General features: G+C 46.3%; 16 protein-coding genes. 6 read left to right on the top strand and 10 right to left on the bottom strand.

Annotation, left to right across the window (positions count from 1 at the left end):
* Positions 1-13 precede the first annotated feature (13 nt).
* From lysS to miaB, 6 genes are read right to left on the bottom strand one after another with little or no spacing between them, the layout of a single operon-like run.
* Complete coding sequence (gene lysS / locus RBH88_RS03005; RefSeq protein ID WP_213699737.1) at positions 14-1534, bottom strand: lysine--tRNA ligase; 1521 nt, start codon at positions 1532-1534, stop codon at positions 14-16.
* Complete coding sequence (locus tag RBH88_RS03000) at positions 1519-2538, bottom strand: tRNA-dihydrouridine synthase (RefSeq protein ID WP_307879860.1); 1020 nt, start codon at positions 2536-2538, stop codon at positions 1519-1521. The genes lysS and RBH88_RS03000 overlap by 16 nt, the downstream gene beginning before the upstream one ends.
* Positions 2519-3286, bottom strand: a complete 768-nt coding sequence (locus tag RBH88_RS02995; RefSeq protein ID WP_213699739.1) for a type III pantothenate kinase — start codon at positions 3284-3286, stop codon at positions 2519-2521. Before RBH88_RS02995 ends, RBH88_RS03000 begins: the two co-directional genes overlap by 20 nt.
* A 47-nt stretch (positions 3287-3333) precedes the next feature.
* Complete coding sequence (locus RBH88_RS02990; protein ID WP_307879859.1) at positions 3334-4755, bottom strand: ComEC/Rec2 family competence protein; 1422 nt, start codon at positions 4753-4755, stop codon at positions 3334-3336.
* A complete protein-coding gene (locus RBH88_RS02985; RefSeq protein WP_307879858.1) occupies positions 4752-5423 on the bottom strand; it encodes a helix-hairpin-helix domain-containing protein in 672 nt (223 codons plus the stop codon). The genes RBH88_RS02990 and RBH88_RS02985 overlap by 4 nt, the downstream gene beginning before the upstream one ends.
* Positions 5416-6738 (bottom strand): tRNA (N6-isopentenyl adenosine(37)-C2)-methylthiotransferase MiaB, encoded by a 1323-nt coding sequence (miaB, locus tag RBH88_RS02980; protein ID WP_213701257.1) that lies wholly within the window; start codon positions 6736-6738, stop codon positions 5416-5418. Before miaB ends, RBH88_RS02985 begins: the two co-directional genes overlap by 8 nt.
* Positions 6739-6937: 199 nt before the next feature.
* On the opposite strand from miaB, the gene nuoE reads away from it, so the two are divergent.
* The 6 genes from nuoE (at position 6938) to RBH88_RS02950 (ending at position 13105) form a co-directional block, all read left to right on the top strand.
* Complete coding sequence (gene nuoE / locus RBH88_RS02975; protein ID WP_307879857.1) at positions 6938-7444, top strand: NADH-quinone oxidoreductase subunit NuoE; 507 nt, start codon at positions 6938-6940, stop codon at positions 7442-7444.
* Complete coding sequence (locus tag RBH88_RS02970; protein ID WP_307879856.1) at positions 7434-9308, top strand: NADH-ubiquinone oxidoreductase-F iron-sulfur binding region domain-containing protein; 1875 nt, start codon at positions 7434-7436, stop codon at positions 9306-9308. The genes nuoE and RBH88_RS02970 overlap by 11 nt, the downstream gene beginning before the upstream one ends.
* Positions 9305-10201, top strand: a complete 897-nt coding sequence (locus tag RBH88_RS02965; RefSeq protein ID WP_213701258.1) for a 2Fe-2S iron-sulfur cluster-binding protein — start codon at positions 9305-9307, stop codon at positions 10199-10201. The genes RBH88_RS02970 and RBH88_RS02965 overlap by 4 nt, the downstream gene beginning before the upstream one ends.
* Positions 10202-10245: 44 nt before the next feature.
* Complete coding sequence (locus RBH88_RS02960; RefSeq protein ID WP_213701259.1) at positions 10246-10725, top strand: 4Fe-4S dicluster domain-containing protein; 480 nt, start codon at positions 10246-10248, stop codon at positions 10723-10725.
* A complete protein-coding gene (locus RBH88_RS02955; protein ID WP_307879855.1) occupies positions 10725-12533 on the top strand; it encodes an aldehyde ferredoxin oxidoreductase family protein in 1809 nt (602 codons plus the stop codon). The genes RBH88_RS02960 and RBH88_RS02955 overlap by 1 nt, the downstream gene beginning before the upstream one ends.
* Positions 12534-12619: 86 nt before the next feature.
* Positions 12620-13105 carry a hypothetical protein gene (locus tag RBH88_RS02950; RefSeq protein WP_307879854.1) on the top strand — a complete coding sequence of 162 codons (486 nt, stop codon included), beginning with the start codon at positions 12620-12622 and terminating at the stop codon, positions 13103-13105.
* A gap of 126 nt (positions 13106-13231) precedes the next feature.
* Here the strand turns inward: RBH88_RS02950 and RBH88_RS02945 are convergent, their stop codons facing one another.
* From RBH88_RS02945 to RBH88_RS02930, 4 genes are all read right to left on the bottom strand, one after another.
* On the bottom strand, positions 13232-13996 hold the full coding sequence (locus RBH88_RS02945) for a transporter substrate-binding domain-containing protein (RefSeq protein WP_213690862.1): 765 nt from the start codon (positions 13994-13996) through the stop codon (positions 13232-13234).
* 171 nt (positions 13997-14167) lie between these two features.
* A complete protein-coding gene (gene rd, locus RBH88_RS02940; RefSeq protein WP_213690861.1) occupies positions 14168-14329 on the bottom strand; it encodes a rubredoxin in 162 nt (53 codons plus the stop codon).
* 82 nt (positions 14330-14411) lie between these two features.
* Entirely contained in the window at positions 14412-15512 is a 1101-nt protein-coding gene (locus RBH88_RS02935; protein ID WP_307879853.1) for a Xaa-Pro peptidase family protein, read from the bottom strand.
* 29 nt (positions 15513-15541) lie between these two features.
* A complete protein-coding gene (locus RBH88_RS02930) occupies positions 15542-16522 on the bottom strand; it encodes an AIR synthase family protein (RefSeq protein ID WP_307879852.1) in 981 nt (326 codons plus the stop codon).
* Between the last annotated feature and the right edge of the window lie 4 nt (positions 16523-16526).

Raw genomic sequence — 16526 nt, 5'->3', positions numbered from 1 at the left:
AAACAGCCTCCTCTTACGCTTTTGGACGCATTGTCGGGAACAAAATAACGTCCCGTATGGAGCGAGAGTCAGTAAGGAACATAACTAAACGATCTATTCCAATGCCAAGACCGCCAGTTGGAGGCAGTCCGCACTCGATAGCATTAATAAAGTCTTCGTCAAAGGCATGAGCCTCTTCGTCTCCCTCTTCTTTCTTGCGAAGCTGATCGAGGAACCGCTCTCTCTGATCGAGAGGATCGTTCAATTCACTAAAGGCATTAGCCACCTCGGAGCCATAGATAAAGAGCTCGAAACGGTGGGTGTAATCAGGATTCTCGGGATCTCTCTTCGCAAGAGGAGAAATCTCCGTCGGATGTCCCAAAACAAAGGTAGGCTGCACAAGCTTCTCTTCGACAAAGGCCTCAAAGACCTCGTTAAGAACGCCAAAACGGCTCTCTGTACCCTTAAGCTCAACGCCCTTTTCTCTGGCAATCTTGCGTGCATCTTCGTCTGTCTTTATGGTGTTGAAATCAATGTCTGCATATTCTTTCACGAGATCCAGCATGGATACTCTGCGGAAAGGCTTGCTGAAGTCAAGTTCAACGCCCTGGTATGTAACAGTCTGCTCGCCTACGACCTTTGCCGCGTTGCGTATAATCTCTTCGGTAAGATCCATCATATCGTTATAGTCAGCATAGGCCCAATACACTTCCATGGCTGTAAATTCAGGGTTGTGCATTGTATCTATGCCTTCATTTCTAAAGTTCTTACCAATTTCAAATACCCGCCCGAACATTCCTACGACAAGGCGTTTGAGGTAGAGCTCCGTAGCAATACGAAGATACATATTGGAATCAAGGGCATTATGATAGGTAACGAAGGGGCGCGCATTAGCTCCTCCTGCAAGAAGAGAAAGAATGGGCGTCTCCACTTCGAGAGTTCCATGATCTACAAGAGTCTTTCGTATAGATGCGATGATGGCAGATCTCTTTCTAAAGGTATCTTTCACATCGGGATTTACCATCAGGTCAAGATAACGCTGACGATAACGAATTTCAGTATCCTTCAATCCATGCCACTTCTCAGGGAGGGGACGGAGAGCCTTCGAAAGAAGGGTGCACTCCTTCACCAACAGGGTAAGTTCTCCCCGTCTCGTTCTGAAGGGAATACCGACGATACCCACAAAATCTCCACCATCTATCCATTTTTTGGCGAAATTATAGGCTTCTTCTCCCATGGCGTTAAGCTGGAAGTAAAGCTGCATAGTATCAGTTTCGTCCTGAAGATTTGCAAACATGGCCTTACCATGCTTACGAAGGGTCATCATACGACCGGCAATAGTAAGGTTTGCGTTCTCATCAGCTTCGTCAACACCGAGATGATCGAAACGTTCCCTAATATCTTTAAGGAAATCAGCGCGTTCCCAGCGCTCTATGAGGTACGGATTGTACCCCTCTTCCTCTACTAATCTTTGAAGCTTATCTTTTCTCTGGCGGAATATTTCTTCCTCTGGCAGAGCAATCTCATCTGTCTTGTTTTCTACATTGGCCGACACAACACGTCTCTCCTTTCAAAATAGTGCTCGCAGCCGCTCATGAGTCTTCGAAGGTCGTTCCAGCCATGGAAGCTGGCGCAATCCCTTCGAAGTTCTGCTATTCCTGGAATGCCTTTAAACATACCGGAGAGAAGCCGCTTTATCAATATTTCAGCCAGTCTGGGACTGGCCATTTCTGCAATGTGGTCCCCCAATTCAATAAGCAAGGATATTTGCAACTCTATGGAAGGACATAACAATCTATTATCCACCGAAAAGCCTAAAGTCGCCAGTGTTTGGGGAAAAATAAAAGGATCTTTCAACGCCCCCCGGGCCATAAACACTGAAACACACCCCGCATTCAGATATTGGAGGGCATCTTCAGGTTCAAAAACGTCGCCACTGGCGCTTATTTTTCCGGGAAAAAGTTGGGCTAGTTTCATAACAGACTCTTTATCGGCCGTTCCTGAATATCGCTGGGCCGGAGTTCTGCCATGCACACAAATATTATCTGCACCAGCCTCTAATAGTTTCTCACAAAACATTTCTGTTGAGAGCGGGGCACGATCTGAGCAAATTCGTACTTTGGCCCAGACGGGGAGATTGAATTCCTTCAATGCCCTCACCATGGAAACCGCTCTATCGGGATATTGAAGTAAACGAGACCCGGCTCCCTTTTTAAGAACTTTAGGCATGGGACAAGCCATATTGATTCCAACGGCAGCAAATCGCCCATGCGCCTCCTGCTCAGCCTTACAGGCCGCTGCATAGAGAGTGTCTGTATCGCCGGCAAAAAATTGCAAAATCACCGGATCCTCTTTCTCACAGACGGCAAGCATGTTCTTCGTCTTCACACTACTGCGGATCAAACCGGCACCACTGATCATCTCCGTATGAACGGCAGCGGCTCCAAGTTTGCGGAAAAAGGCTCTCATCGGAGGAATGGTTATACCGGCCATGGGAGCTAAGATAAGAGGTGATTCGAGGGGAACTCCTCCAACAACCTTAGGAAACGTTTCTTTCATATATTATCCGCAGTCCTTCCAAGGTAAGCCATTGATCTACAGTTTCAATGGTCTCAGATATTTTAGCGATAGCCTCTGCATGACCGCCTGTAGCGATAACACCACAACGGCATCCCAGAGTCTCCCTTGTTTTTCGAACAAGAAAATCCACCAAACCGGCATTTCCAAACATAAGCCCAGCCTGAATGGATTCCATGGTATTGCTTCCTATAACACTCATCGGAGCCTCCAAAGAGACTTGAGGCAGCTTCGCCGTGCGGCCAAAGAGAGCTTCCATTCCTGAAACAAGGCCTGGTGAAATGGTGCCGCCCAGATAGGCCCCTTCCTTCGAAATAATATCGAGAGTAATGGCCGTTCCGAAATCGATGACGATCAGCGGAGCGCCATAACGTTCACGCCCTGCCACAGCATTGACCAGACGATCCGCCCCAACTTCGTGCGGAGCACCATAAAGGATGTCCATGCCTAAATCCAATTTATACGAAACGCGCAAACAGTGAACGTCGTTAAAGTAACGGGATACGCCTTCCTGAATTACACTGTCTAAAGAAGGAACGACACTCGATAGAATAGCTCCGTGTATCTCTCTATATGGTATAGACGCAAACTGCAATAAGTTGCGTAAGTAGATTCCAAGTTCATCAGATGTATGTCGTTCAGAAACAAGCCGCCAGTGAGCTACAAGACTATCATTATCGTAGACACCCACAACTGTCGTCGTGTTTCCTACATCTAAAACAAGTAACATGCCTCTCAACCTCCATAACTCTCAGTCTCAACTCTTAATCTTAAATACTACATCAAAATCAATATCACAACACATTGTAACAGTAATGCCGTCGATAGAGAACGCTTCCACGAAAGCCGAATGGATCGAGCAAGAAACAAGGGTAAAATTCCAGCGGCAAAAGCTCCCCAGAAGGGGTTCCACGAGACGTGACAGGGAACAAAACGAACAATCGTATCAGCACAAAGTTCCCAAAGATAAAAGAGCCCATCAGCGGAGCGGGAAAGCCAATATCCGCCAGGGATAGCCAGTAACGACGGCAAGACCAAAAGAGAGCTCAGAGGATATAAAACGCCAAAAACAGCACCGGCAAAAGTGTTCATAACAACTCCCGCCAAGGGGACACTCCCCCAGACCGCGGAAACCAGCGGAAGAGTAGACACCCAAATTGCAGGACTCACACTACACCACCACAGAGGAGAAAGTCTTCTCTCAAGGGCTGCGGCAATAATCAAAGCCGCTATTATAGAAAGACGCCATCCCAAATCCCAAAACCAGAAGGGACGCCATAAAAGAAGCAAGAGTCCCGCCAGTGAAACGGAATTAACAGGTGACGGAGGTCGGCCAAATAAGCGCCCTAAAAGAGCTATCTGCATCATAATTGCAGCTCGTATCGCACTTGGAGCCGCTCCAGTCAGGAAAATATAGCCCCACAAAGCACCAGAAACCACGAGCTCCCTTTTCTTTCCTGCGGGAATAAGAAGCCACAGGCCTGAAACAAAAAGAGCAACGTGAAAACCGGAAACAGCCAATAGGTGGCTCGTCCCCCATTGCTGATGCTTAAAGCTCAACACTGGAGATTTCAGACCGGTCCAACAGGCCAGTATGTACCCTCGCGTACGGGGAGGCAATGTCAAAAGAATACGCTGTACGAGGGCATTTCTCCACCCAATGGGCGACATCCAGCGTGATGAGCCAAGCAACGAAACATCTTCTGGAATAATCTCGCCAACGGCTCCGCGGGCTTTCCAATATCGGTCCTCTCGAAAGGAATTATCCTTATCTGACGGAAGTTCGAGCAGTATCCCCGATAATTTTATTTTATCTCCAGGAAGAAGTTCATACTGGGGCCCTACTTTTACCATAACCCGACCTACTGAGGTTCGAAGCAAAAGAGCCCTTCTTCCTCCCCAGGAACGCTCGTAAAGAACAACGCCCTGCCCTTTGTATCTCTCTCCGGCATGGTCAAAAGGCTCAGACACTCTCAGGCAAACTCCCATGCTGCCAATTCCCGCAATAAGAAGAAGTCCTATAGCGGCCTTCCAATAATCGGGAGCATCTCTGTCAGTAAAAAGGAAAAGCAACGCCAGAGTGCCAAGCATGGCCAGTAAAGAATCCCATATCAATGACACGCCACGTTGCTGAACAAGAAGGGCCAGACATATGCCGGCAAAGGGAAAGAGGGCCGGCATTCTGCCGAGAGCTGTCATGAACCTATCGTAACCAGTTGACGTATCTTCTTGAATTTTGCAGGGCCAATACCTCTCACCCTCAACAGATCCTCAACGACCTCAAAGTCCCCTTGAGACTCTCTGTAACTCACTATAGACGCTGCTGTCTTGGGACCAACTCCTGGTAATGCCTGTAATTGTTCCTCTGAAGCACTGTTAATATCAATCTTCCTATTTATATCCCTTTCTTCTGCACGAGACGCGACAGCCCCATTCAAAGAAACGGAAGACGTCCCCTTCGTCTGAACATCCTCTTTGGGAACCTCGCCACGAGCCGGCACGTGAATGTGCATCCCATCCTGTAACGGCGTCGCGAGATTGATAGCTTCGTGATCGGCCAGTGAAGAGAGCCCGCCAGCCATATCGACAACCTGATAGACTCTCGAATCAGCTGGAACGTGGTAGACACCAGGCTTTTGAACACACCCCGTTATATATACGACCCACTCGTCTTTTTCCTCCACAGGTTGCTGTTCCATCGGCTGCGGTTCCTTCTCCACTCTGGCAACAGGCAGGGGCCCTGCAACAACAGTGGGACGGCCTGCCTCCCATCGTCCTGAAAAAGTGGTAATCAGCAAACCTGCGAAGACGAGACAAAGAATTCCGGCGGCGAAGAAAAAGAGCGCCTTCGTTTTTTCTTTAGTCAACGATATCAATCACCTCTCCGTAAAGGCACCAATTATCAGCAGAAGTAATTTTTATAGTAGCAAAATGACCGATAAGGTCTTTTCCACCCTTGATAATAACAACTTTATCAGTAGGAGTACGACCCTGAACCAATCCTTCTCCCTTCGGAGCAACATCGTCAATAAGAATCGAATACGTTCTATTTACAAGGCTCTGGTTGATTTCCGAAGCTATGCGAGACTGTATTTCGTTAACGATATTGAGACGTTTCATTTTTATCTCCTGAGGAATCTGATCTGGCATTGTAGCAGCCACTGTTCCTTCACGGGGAGAATATGCGGCTGTATGAACAAGATCGTAACGGAACTCGTGAAGTGCCGCTACAGAATCCTGAAAGTCTTCTTCTGTTTCGCCTGGGAATCCTACGATAAGATCGCTGGTCAATCCCACTTCTGGCAGAGCGTTGCGAATGATAGAAACAGTCTCTCTATACTTTTCAAGAGTGTATTTCCTGTTCATTTTCTGTAATATGCGCTCGCTCCCCGACTGTATGGGAAGATTTATCGACGGACAAATCTTCGGGTAACGAGACATAACCTTGACAATATCCGGCGTAAAATCTTTCGGATGAGAGGTTACAAAACGAATAAGAGGCAGATTCTCAATATTAGCTACATCGCGAAGAAGGGATGAAAATGCGTAGCCATTATCAAAATCAAGACCATAACTGTCGACATTCTGACCCAAAAGAGTTACCTCTTTTATGCCATCGGCAACAAGTTTCTCAACCTCTCTGATAATTGACTCTGGAGATCTGGAAACAAAACGCCCTCGCACATAGGGGACGATACAATATGTACAGTAGTTATCACACCCATGAGCTATAGTCACATAAGCCTTCCATGGATTCACTCTTTTAATAGGAGGAACCTCAAGGTCAATAAAGGCTCTGGGGTCCTCATCAAGAAGAGAGATACACTCCCCTGCCATTACTCGTTCGCATGCCTCAGGCAGATTTCCTATATGACGGGGACCTCCCACAAGGCGCACCCATGGAAAACGAGTCATCATGGCCTCTCCCAAACGCTGGGCTATACAGCCGGTTACAGCAACATAAGGTTTGCTTTTCTCATTCCAGCTATCACCGTAACGACCGAGTTCGCTCCACACTTTATGTTCAGCTTTGGCCCTGATACTACAGCCATTGAAGATAACCAGATCGGCCTCTTCTTCCTCTACCTCTTTCCACCCTTTTTGAATAAGGGCTGTACGAAGTTTATCGCCATCATAAACGTTCATCTGGCAGCCATATACCTTTAATGCAAAACGATACACACGTATTCCTCCTGGCCATAGAAATTCTAATATTCTAACATAACAAACAGTCTAACTGAAAAATCTTAACATGATTTGGGGAAGACGTCTAAAAAGAAAAGTGGCGATGTACCCGCTCAAGGGAGAAAGTGACAAAAACAAATTAAGTTGTACAATATAAAAGAATTGTCAGAAAGTCGGCATAAAGGGGGGACTTTCATTGACAGACCATAATATTACTATGTCTTCTGACAACCGCCAGAAACAAAAAGAAGCCTTGCTGAACATTCTCTCTTCATACTCCAAGGAATCACGCTTTCTTCTTCCCATTCTTCAGGATATTCAACGAACCTTCCGTTATCTTCCCGTCGAAGCGATGAAAGAAGTCGCTACCTATCTTGATGTTCCGGAAAGTCGCGTTTACAGTGTCGCCACTTTTTACAAAGCCTTTACGCTCTCACCAAGAGGACGTAAGACCATTCGTGTTTGCGGGGGAACAGCCTGCCACCTCAGAGGAGGGGCATTCATCCTCAACACGCTGCAAAAGGAACTCTCTATCTCATCAGGGGAGACAACTCCAGATGGTCAGTTTACTCTGGAAACGGTAAACTGTCTTGGTGCGTGCGCTCTGGCTCCTGTAGTCATGGTCAATGAAAAAGTCTACGGACAAATGACGCCCAATCTCATTCCATCTATGATTGAGGAGGAACGAAACAATGACGTTTAACACCCCTTCAGACCTTCGTGAATACCGGAGGAAACTACAAGAAGAAAAAACAGCGGCTACCATTCCCTCCGTCCGCATATGTTTTGGTACGGGATGTATCGCAAGTGGGAGTCGCGACGTATACCGCGCCTTCGAAAAGGAACTCAAAGAGAGGAAGTTAAACGTTAATCTTCAGATTTCCCTGGATTCAACAGGATGCCACGGTTTTTGCGAACATGGCCCACTGGTAACTATTAACCCAGGCAACATTTTCTACCAGAAAGTCAAGCCATCAGACGTTCAGTCGATCATCGACGAAACCATTTTAGGGCAAAAAACAATTAGTCATCTTCTCTATCGGGATCCCAACACGAAGAAATCGACTACCGAAGCCCAACAGATTCCCTTCTATTCTCATCAGACACGAATCGCCCTCCGCAATTCAGGAGAGCTCAACCCTGAAAAAATAGACGACTATATTCTGGCCGACGGCTACGAAGCCCTTCTTCGGGCCTTCGAAACAGGGCCAGAACATGTTTTACAAGAAATTATCGATTCCGGTCTGAGAGGCCGGGGCGGCGGCGGATTCCCTACCGGCAAGAAATGGCAATCCGCTCGAAAGATAGAATCAGACATTCGCTACGTTGTCGCCAACGGGGACGAGGGGGATCCAGGGGCATTTATGGACCGAAGTCTTATGGAAGGCGACCCCCACAGCGTTATTGAGGGAATGGCTATCGGTGCTTATGTCATAGGCGCTAATAAGGGCTTTATATATGTGCGAGACGAATATCCGTTAGCCGTCAAGCACCTCTCCATGGCGATAAAGGAAGCCCGTAAGGTGGGGCTTCTCGGCAATAATATTCTCGGATCCGGTTTTTCCTTCGATATTGAAGTCTATCGTGGAGGCGGAGCCTTCGTCTGCGGCGAATCGACAGCGCTAATGGCCTCCATAGAGGGCCGGGTCGGCGTTCCGAGGGTCAAATATATCCGTTCTACAGAGAAAGGACTCTGGGAGAAACCTACAGTTCTTAATAATGTAGAAACATGGGCTAATATTCCTCCCATTATTTCGAAGGGAGCCAGCTGGTTTCGAAGTCTGGGAACAGAGACGAGCCCAGGCACAAAAATATTCTCTCTCGTAGGCAAAGTCAAAAACAGCGGCCTCGTCGAAGTTCCCATGGGAACAACTCTCCGTACAATTATCTTTGATATTGGAGGGGGAACCCTGAAAAACAGGCCTTTCAAGGCCGTACAGACAGGTGGACCATCGGGAGGATGCATTCCCGAATCCTTCCTCGACCTTCCTGTGGATTTCGACCATTTGGCTGACGTAGGGTCTATGATGGGCTCCGGTGGCATGATCGTCATGGATGAACGAAGCTGCATGGTCGACGTAGCCCGATATTTTGTTGATTTTCTCGTAACGGAATCGTGCGGTAAATGCACTCCCTGCCGTGAAGGCCTTATGGAAATGCAGCGGATTCTTCATAAATTGACAAGGGGGAAAGGTGAAGCTGGAGACACTGAAAGGTTGCGCGCTATTGCAGAGAATATGCCCGAAACAGCTCTCTGCGGACTTGGGAAAACAGCGGCCAATCCCGTTCTCTCCACCCTTCGCTATTTTTCAGAAGAATACGAAGAACACGAAAGGGAACATTTCTGCCGAGCCGGCGTTTGCCAAGGAATGTACATGCCTTTTATTCTCCGTAACAAGTGTATAGGCTGCGGTGCCTGTCAGGCCAACTGTTCAACTGGCGCCATCTCGGGAAATGACAGGGATATTCGAAAGATCGACCACGATAAATGTATTACCTGCGGAATGTGCCTGGAGGTATGTCGTTTCGAAGCTATCGAACCCAGGCCAAAGGAGGCGACATCATGATCTCTATCACTATAAACGGAAATCCTTTGAACATCGAAGCAGGAACAACCATTTTAGAAGCAGCCGGTCTTCTTGGCATCCATATCCCCACTCTCTGCTACCACCCTGGATTACCGGCTGATGGAAATTGCCGAATGTGCTCCGTAGAGATAGAAGAAGGCAAGAAGCGCAAAGTCGTTATGGCGTGCTCTTATCCCATTACAAAAGACGGACTCATCATAGAAACGGATACGCCAAAAATATACTCGCTTCGGAAATTCGTACTGACACTTATCGCCAAAGAGGCAAAAGAAGCGTGTAACACACCAGTTCTTCGCCATCTCTTTGAAAAATACAACGTTTCTGTTCCCACCCGATTCAATACTTCGCCAGATCCCCTTCCCCACACTCCACTTGATACTCATCTCGCTCCCCCACTCGATCTATCTCCCAATCCATCTCTCAATACTCCGATTGATACGTCTCAGAATGCCACCCACGATTCTGCATCGAAATGTATTCTCTGCGGCCTTTGCGTTCGTGCCTGCGAAGCTGAAGGTATTGGATGTCTTGATTTCTGCCGGCGAGGTCATCAACGAGAGGTCACATCGCCCTTCAAGGAACCGCCAACGTCGTGTATCGGATGCGGCGCATGCGCAGAAGTATGCCCAACCGGCGCTATAGAAAAGCTGGAAAAGGATGGCGTACGAATACTCTGGGGAAGAGAGTTCCAACTTGTACAGTGCACTCGATGTGGACGCTTTTTCGCAACAAAAGAGCAGCTAGAACGGGCAGCTCTCAACTACGACGACGATAACGATCTTAGCTCTTATGAAGAGATATGCCCGCAATGTCGTCGTAAAGAGGAAGCGTACGCACTTGTTTTTTCAAAAGTAAAAGCAACACGGGGGTAGGCTAATTCAACTATATTGCAAAATGTGAAAGGGGAGAAAAGTTCATGGAAAAAGTATTACTCATTTCGCCAGATCGCTGCATTGGATGTGGCAGTTGTGAGGTAGCTTGTTCTTTGTCTCAGGAAGGGGAATGTCGTCCTTCCCTGGCTCGAATCAAAGTGTTCAGATTCGAACTGGGAATACATGTTCCCATGACATGTTTGCAATGTGAAAACGCTCCATGCGCATCAGTATGCAAGACTGGCGCACTGGAACAGGATCAGGAAACGGGCATTATTAATATTCATTCAGAAAAATGCATTGGATGCCGTATGTGCGTAGTTGCCTGTCCTTTCGGGAACATTTCCTATAACAGAGAGGGCAAAAGCGCCTTTAAGTGCACGCAATGCAATGGTGATCCTCAATGCGCTCTTTTCTGCCCTACCGAAGCTCTTCAATATGTTCCTGCCGAAAAGGATAACCTCGAAAAGAAAAGAGCCTATGCCGCTAAATTTGCAGCGATAGTTGAGGAGGTTGAGGCATAATGTTTGGATGGACAGGTCGGGTTTTACGTGTAAATCTCGGCGAAAAAACGTGGAAAATAGAGCCTATTCGAAGCGAAGACGCCCGTCTCTTTATAGGAGCACGCGGCCTTGGCACAAAATACTATATAGATGAAGTTGACCCAACAGTCGACCCGCTCAGCCCTGAAAACAAACTCATCTTTGCCACGGGACCTCTTACCGGCACCCTCACCACATCATCAGGACGATACGATGTTATAACCAAGGGACCTCTGACGGGAACCATTGCGGCTTCCAACTCGGGGGGGTTCTGGGGACCGGAACTTAAATATGCCGGTTTTGACATGGTCATTCTTGAAGGAAAAGCCAAAGCTCCAGTCTATATCTACATATACAATGACATGATAGAAATTCGTGACGCACGTCATCTCTGGGGAAAGGATGTTCACTCCGTAACAGACTCCCTGCTCACAGAGACAGACTCTGAAGCAAAAGTAGCCTGTATCGGGCCGGCAGGAGAAAACCTCGTTAAATTCGCCTGCATTATGAACGAAAAAGACAGAGCCGCCGGCCGTTCCGGTGTAGGAGCCGTTATGGGCTCTAAAAATCTTAAAGCCATCGTCGTTCGAGGAACGAAGGGCATCAAAGTTGCCGATCGGGATGCCGTTTTCCAGAGCGTAGCCGCTGCACGAAAGAAACTCAAAGAACATCCAGTAACATCAGGAGGACTGCCAACCTTCGGAACAAACGTACTTGTCGGCATCATCAACTCAGCGGGAGCTCTTCCCACAAGAAACTTCAGAGAAGCTATTTTCGAAGGTGCAGATAAAGTCAGTGCCGAAACATACAATGAGAAAAACCTCATAAAAAATAAGGGCTGTATGGGATGCCCAATCGGATGTGGACGAGTTGCCAAGAGCAACGGTATCTATGTGGGGCAGGGTGAAGGGCCAGAATATGAAAGCACGTGGTCATTCGGCCCAGATTGCGGCATTGACGATATTGATGCTATTGTCAAAGCCAATTTTATCTGCAACGAACTGGGAATGGACACAATAACACTCGGTTCCACTATAGCCTGCGCCATGGAACTTTACGAAATGGGCGTTCTTACCGAAAATGAAACTGGATATGACTTGCATTTTGGCAATGTTAACGCTATGGTAAAGTTAACAGAAGATACAGCCTATAGACGTGGATTTGGCGATAAACTTGCTGAAGGATCGTGGAGATTGGCTGAAAAATGGGGCCATCCTGAACTTTCCATGACCGTTAAAAAGCAGGAAATGCCAGCCTACGACCCACGAGCCTTGCAAGGTATGGGTCTTGAATACGCAACTTCCAACCGAGGCGGGTGCCATGTAAGAGGTTATTTGACTTCACCTGAAGTATTGGGCGCTCCCGAAAAAATAGATCCTGAAGATAACGAAACTAAACCCGTCTGGCTCAAGGCTTTTCAAGATCTCACCGCTGCCCTTGACTCTGCGGGAATGTGCCTTTTCACAACATTCGCCCTTGGAGCCGCAGATATTGCTCCTCAACTTGCGGCAGTAACGGGAGTCGATTATACAGAAGAAAGCTTCATGCAGGCTGGAGATAGAATCTGGAACCTCGAACGTCTTTTCAATATGAAGGCAGGTCTCTCAAAAAGTGACGACACGTTGCCTCCACGCTTGTTGAAAGATCCAATTCCCAATGGACCTATGAAGGGACGAGTCAATCGTCTTGATTCCATGCTTCCTCAATACTACTCGTTGCGAGGATGGAATGAAGAAGGAATACCAACAGAAGAAAAACTTATAGAACTCGGGCTTGCAAGCTATCTGTAGTTCTATTTGAGGGGAAGGGGCCTTCGGGCCCCTTTTTTGATGCTAAAATATCACCTAAAGAGTTGTCTTCGAAAGAAGGGATAGAGATGAAACCTTTTCATAAAATAGTATTTTTCTCGTTGATGCTTCTGCTCTTCTCTGCAGAAGTATCTTCAGCCGCAATAGATACGTTGCCTGATCTTGAAGGATGGACAGGAGAAGACCTTTTTTCACAACAACTAGAGGCTCCTTCTGGCAATTATGGCATATGGCGTAAACGACGTTATATTGCCCCAGGTGGGCGTAATTTCAGTCTTACGGTGCTCTCTGGCTCAGGAAGCGGCGATCTTTACATTCCTGAAAAGGAAGTTAACACAGATGACCGCCCCATGGGGTTTGGAGCTACCTACCGCACTCTCTCCCTGGGAAAATACAGAGCGCTACTCGAAAGCTACCCGCAAGTTGGAAAAGCTTTATCTATCCGTCTTCCAGAACACACCACATTGATTGTAGAAAGCAAGAGTCTTGAGGAAGAAGAGCTTTTTAGGGTAACACAAGAGATTCTCTTCCAGCTGGAAAATAAAGAGAACTAAGAAGCGTTTAATGCCACGTTACATAAAAAAGAAGCGATGAGAAACTACCTTACACGGTAATTTCTCATCGCTTTATCTCGTATAGTTAAGCAACGTAGCGAAACTTCTAGCTCTTGCTTTTAAATACTATTTCTCTCCCATCCACTTCTTTTCAAGCTCATCAAGTGCCCCAGATTCTTTAAGCTCGCGAAGAGCATTATCGACAGCCTCTACGAACTGAGGATCATCTTTACTCATGGCCAGGGCCATTCCCTTATCGATATAAAGGTTGAAAGCTTTCTTAAGCGTATCTGTAAAATCTTTGTTATTTTCAAGGTTTTCCTGAGTTACAGTTCCATCTACTACTGCAAAATCGGCTCGTCCAAGAAGAACCTCTCTGAAAGCGTCATCCGTCTTCGAGAAACGTTTGACTTCTTTCAAACCAAGCTTAGAGACGTACGCATCCTGAATTGTACCCATCTGAACGGTAGCCACTTTATCACCTTTTAAATCCTCTTCCTTTGTTATTCCCGACTCTTCTGCCTTAACAACGACTGCGGAAGGGGTAAGATAATACGTATCTGAGAAGGCAACGCGTTTTGCTCGCTCTTCAGTTGCACTCATTCCTGCTGCTATAATATCAATCTTCTTTGTCAGCAAAGAAGGGATAAGAGAGTCAAAAGATGAGTCTACGATTTCAACTTTTTTACCAAGTTTTTCTGCTATCATGTTAATGAGGTCAATATCAAATCCTACAACTTCATTATCAACGTTTCTAAATTCAAAGGGGCGAAACGTCGATTCGGTTCCTACTCGAATAACATCTTTCTCAAGAGCTGACTGGGCAGCCATCGCACCAATAGCACTCGTAAAAACAAAAATAACAGCAAGCAACACGACTAACTTCTTCATACCTATTCCTCCCTATTTAAACACTAGTTACATATAGTCAAATTTTAGAACTATAGTTTAAGATTGGTCTATTATAATTCAGGCAAGGAAGAAGTCAAGAAAAAAGAGGGGAAAAATCCCCTCTTCCTTCTACTAAATTAAAAAGACTTATACAACAAGCCACAAGAAAGACTACTCTTCTGGCTCGAACATATCCTTTCCAACGGCACAAACTGGGCAAACCCAATCTTCCGGAAGGTCTTCAAAAGATGTTCCAGCGGCAATACCATTATCAGGATCCCCTTCTGCAGGATCATAAACATATCCACACACTGTGCAAACATACTTTGTCATAACTTCCCCTCCTTCATTTTTTAAACTTCACATGTAGAGACATTATATCCGTCTCTCTGTTAAAAAAGCAACCGTTAATGTATTAAAGAATAAGTAGCCCCTGATCTAAATCTCCGGAAATACGCTCCGCTCCATTTTCCGTAATGAGATAATCATCTTCGATACGCATTCCTCCGAAACCAGGAATGTAAATGCCAGGTTCTATAGTGACTACATCCCCAACTTGAAGAATATCTTTACTTAATGGAGATAATCTCGGATTTTCATGAATCTCCAATCCCAAAGCGTGTCCCAGACCGTGGTTGAAATATTCCCCATACCCTGAATCAAAAATGATTTTACGGGCAATGGCATCTATGTCCTTTCCGGCAACACCTGGTTTAAGGGCTGCTGCTGCTTCCTTATGGGCACGCAGCAAAATTGCTTCGATCTCTCGCACTTTCGAATCAGGTTCGCCAAGGCAGAAATTACGCGTGAGGTCAGAGATATATCCTCCAACCATAGCACCAAAATCGACTGTCACCCAATCTCCTTTTTTGAAAGGCTGGTCAGTGGGTGCCGCGTGAGGCAAAGCGCTCCGAGCTCCAGAGGCAACTATAAAATTATGATTTCCCCAACCTGCCTCAGCACCAAGCTTCTTCACCATATATTCCAATAGAGCTTCAAACTCTTTTTCAGACATCCCTTCTTGTACTCGGGCTGTAACTTCTCTATAAGCATTGCACGCAATCATTCCGGCCTCTTTGATCAGCTCAATCTCAGAAGTATCCTTCGTCCTCCGCATTATAGGCAGAAGACTGGAAATATCACACCATTCTTTTCCTTCCAGTGAATGTTGAATCTGCTCAAATGTCTTAGCCGATATCTTTTCTTTCTCCACTCCGATTCGAGAACAGCCATGTTCCTCCATAAGATCACACATTGTTTCAAGAAGAGAACGTTGTCCCTGTGGAACCAGCGTAAAGGGCGACTGCTCCGATGCCTGCGTTAAATAGCGCCCATCTGTTACAAGAAATGTTTCTTTTTCTGTGATAAGAACTCCAGAGCTACTTCCACGGAAACCGGAAATGTAATACACACTTTCCCAATTAGAACGTTCGAAAACAAAAAGCGCAACAGCGTCTATTCCAAGGGCGGGAAAAGACTGACGTAACTTCTCTGTACGGTGAAAAATATTCTGCATAAGCACTTTTTCCTCCTTATTGGGACTTCTTACAGATCAAGAAGTCTCCATAGTTCTTCTTTTGTGTTCAGTTCATCATTGTCCTGGCCTTCTGCAGCTATGGTTCCTATCAACGTTGCAGAAATATCTTTCTCTTCGAAACGTGCCAATGCTTCGTCAATATGTTCTTTAGGAACAACAACAACAAGAACTCCTGAAGAGATAAGATGAAAAACGTCAAAATCTAAGTCGTCCTGTACTTTTTTCGTTAAGGGGTGAACTGGAATGGCCTCTTTATTGAGTTGAAGGCCAAGTCCGCTTAAGCGACATATCTCTGCAAGTCCACCAAAAAGTCCACCTTCAGTAGGATCGTGCATAAATCTGGCTATATCTCGAACAGTTTTGGCATCTTCCAATACGGATATTGAAGAAATCCATGACGAAACCTCTTGAATTTCTTCGCTGGTCAGACTTCTTTCGAGAAGATCGCATCTATCATGAGCCAGTATGGACATGCCTTCAAGCCCCACATGTTTGGTCATAATAACACCATCGCCAACACAAATGTCAGTTGCTCTGTAAAGATACGATGTTTGGCCCATCATCGTTCCCACTATGACAGGTTTTTTATATCTATCTGTAAATTCCGTATGACCACCTATAACGGCAACACCCATTTTTTTACAGGCGTGGTGGATTTCTTCCATGATCATCGACGCAAAGGGAAGCCCCTGATCTACAGGGATAATGAGCGTAATAATGAGATATGCAGGATCTCCACCTTTACATGCGATATCGTTGGCGTTAATATGAACAAGAAAGGTTCCAGCACCCTCCGAAGCGCCTACAATAGGATCAGAAGAGACAGCTAATAGTTTTCCCTCGGGGAACCGGATAAGCGAAGCATCTTCCCCAATGCCAGGTCCAACGAGAACATCAGGCCGTCTAGCTCCACTAAACTGCAATATGTGCTTCTCTAGAATATCTGGGGGAAGTTTTCCGACAGGCAATACGCTACGTTCATCCTCCATGGGG

This window comes from Aminobacterium sp. MB27-C1, from assembly GCF_030908405.1.
Taxonomy (GTDB): domain Bacteria; phylum Synergistota; class Synergistia; order Synergistales; family Aminobacteriaceae; genus Aminobacterium.
This window is presented reverse-complemented; position numbering and strand designations above follow the sequence as displayed.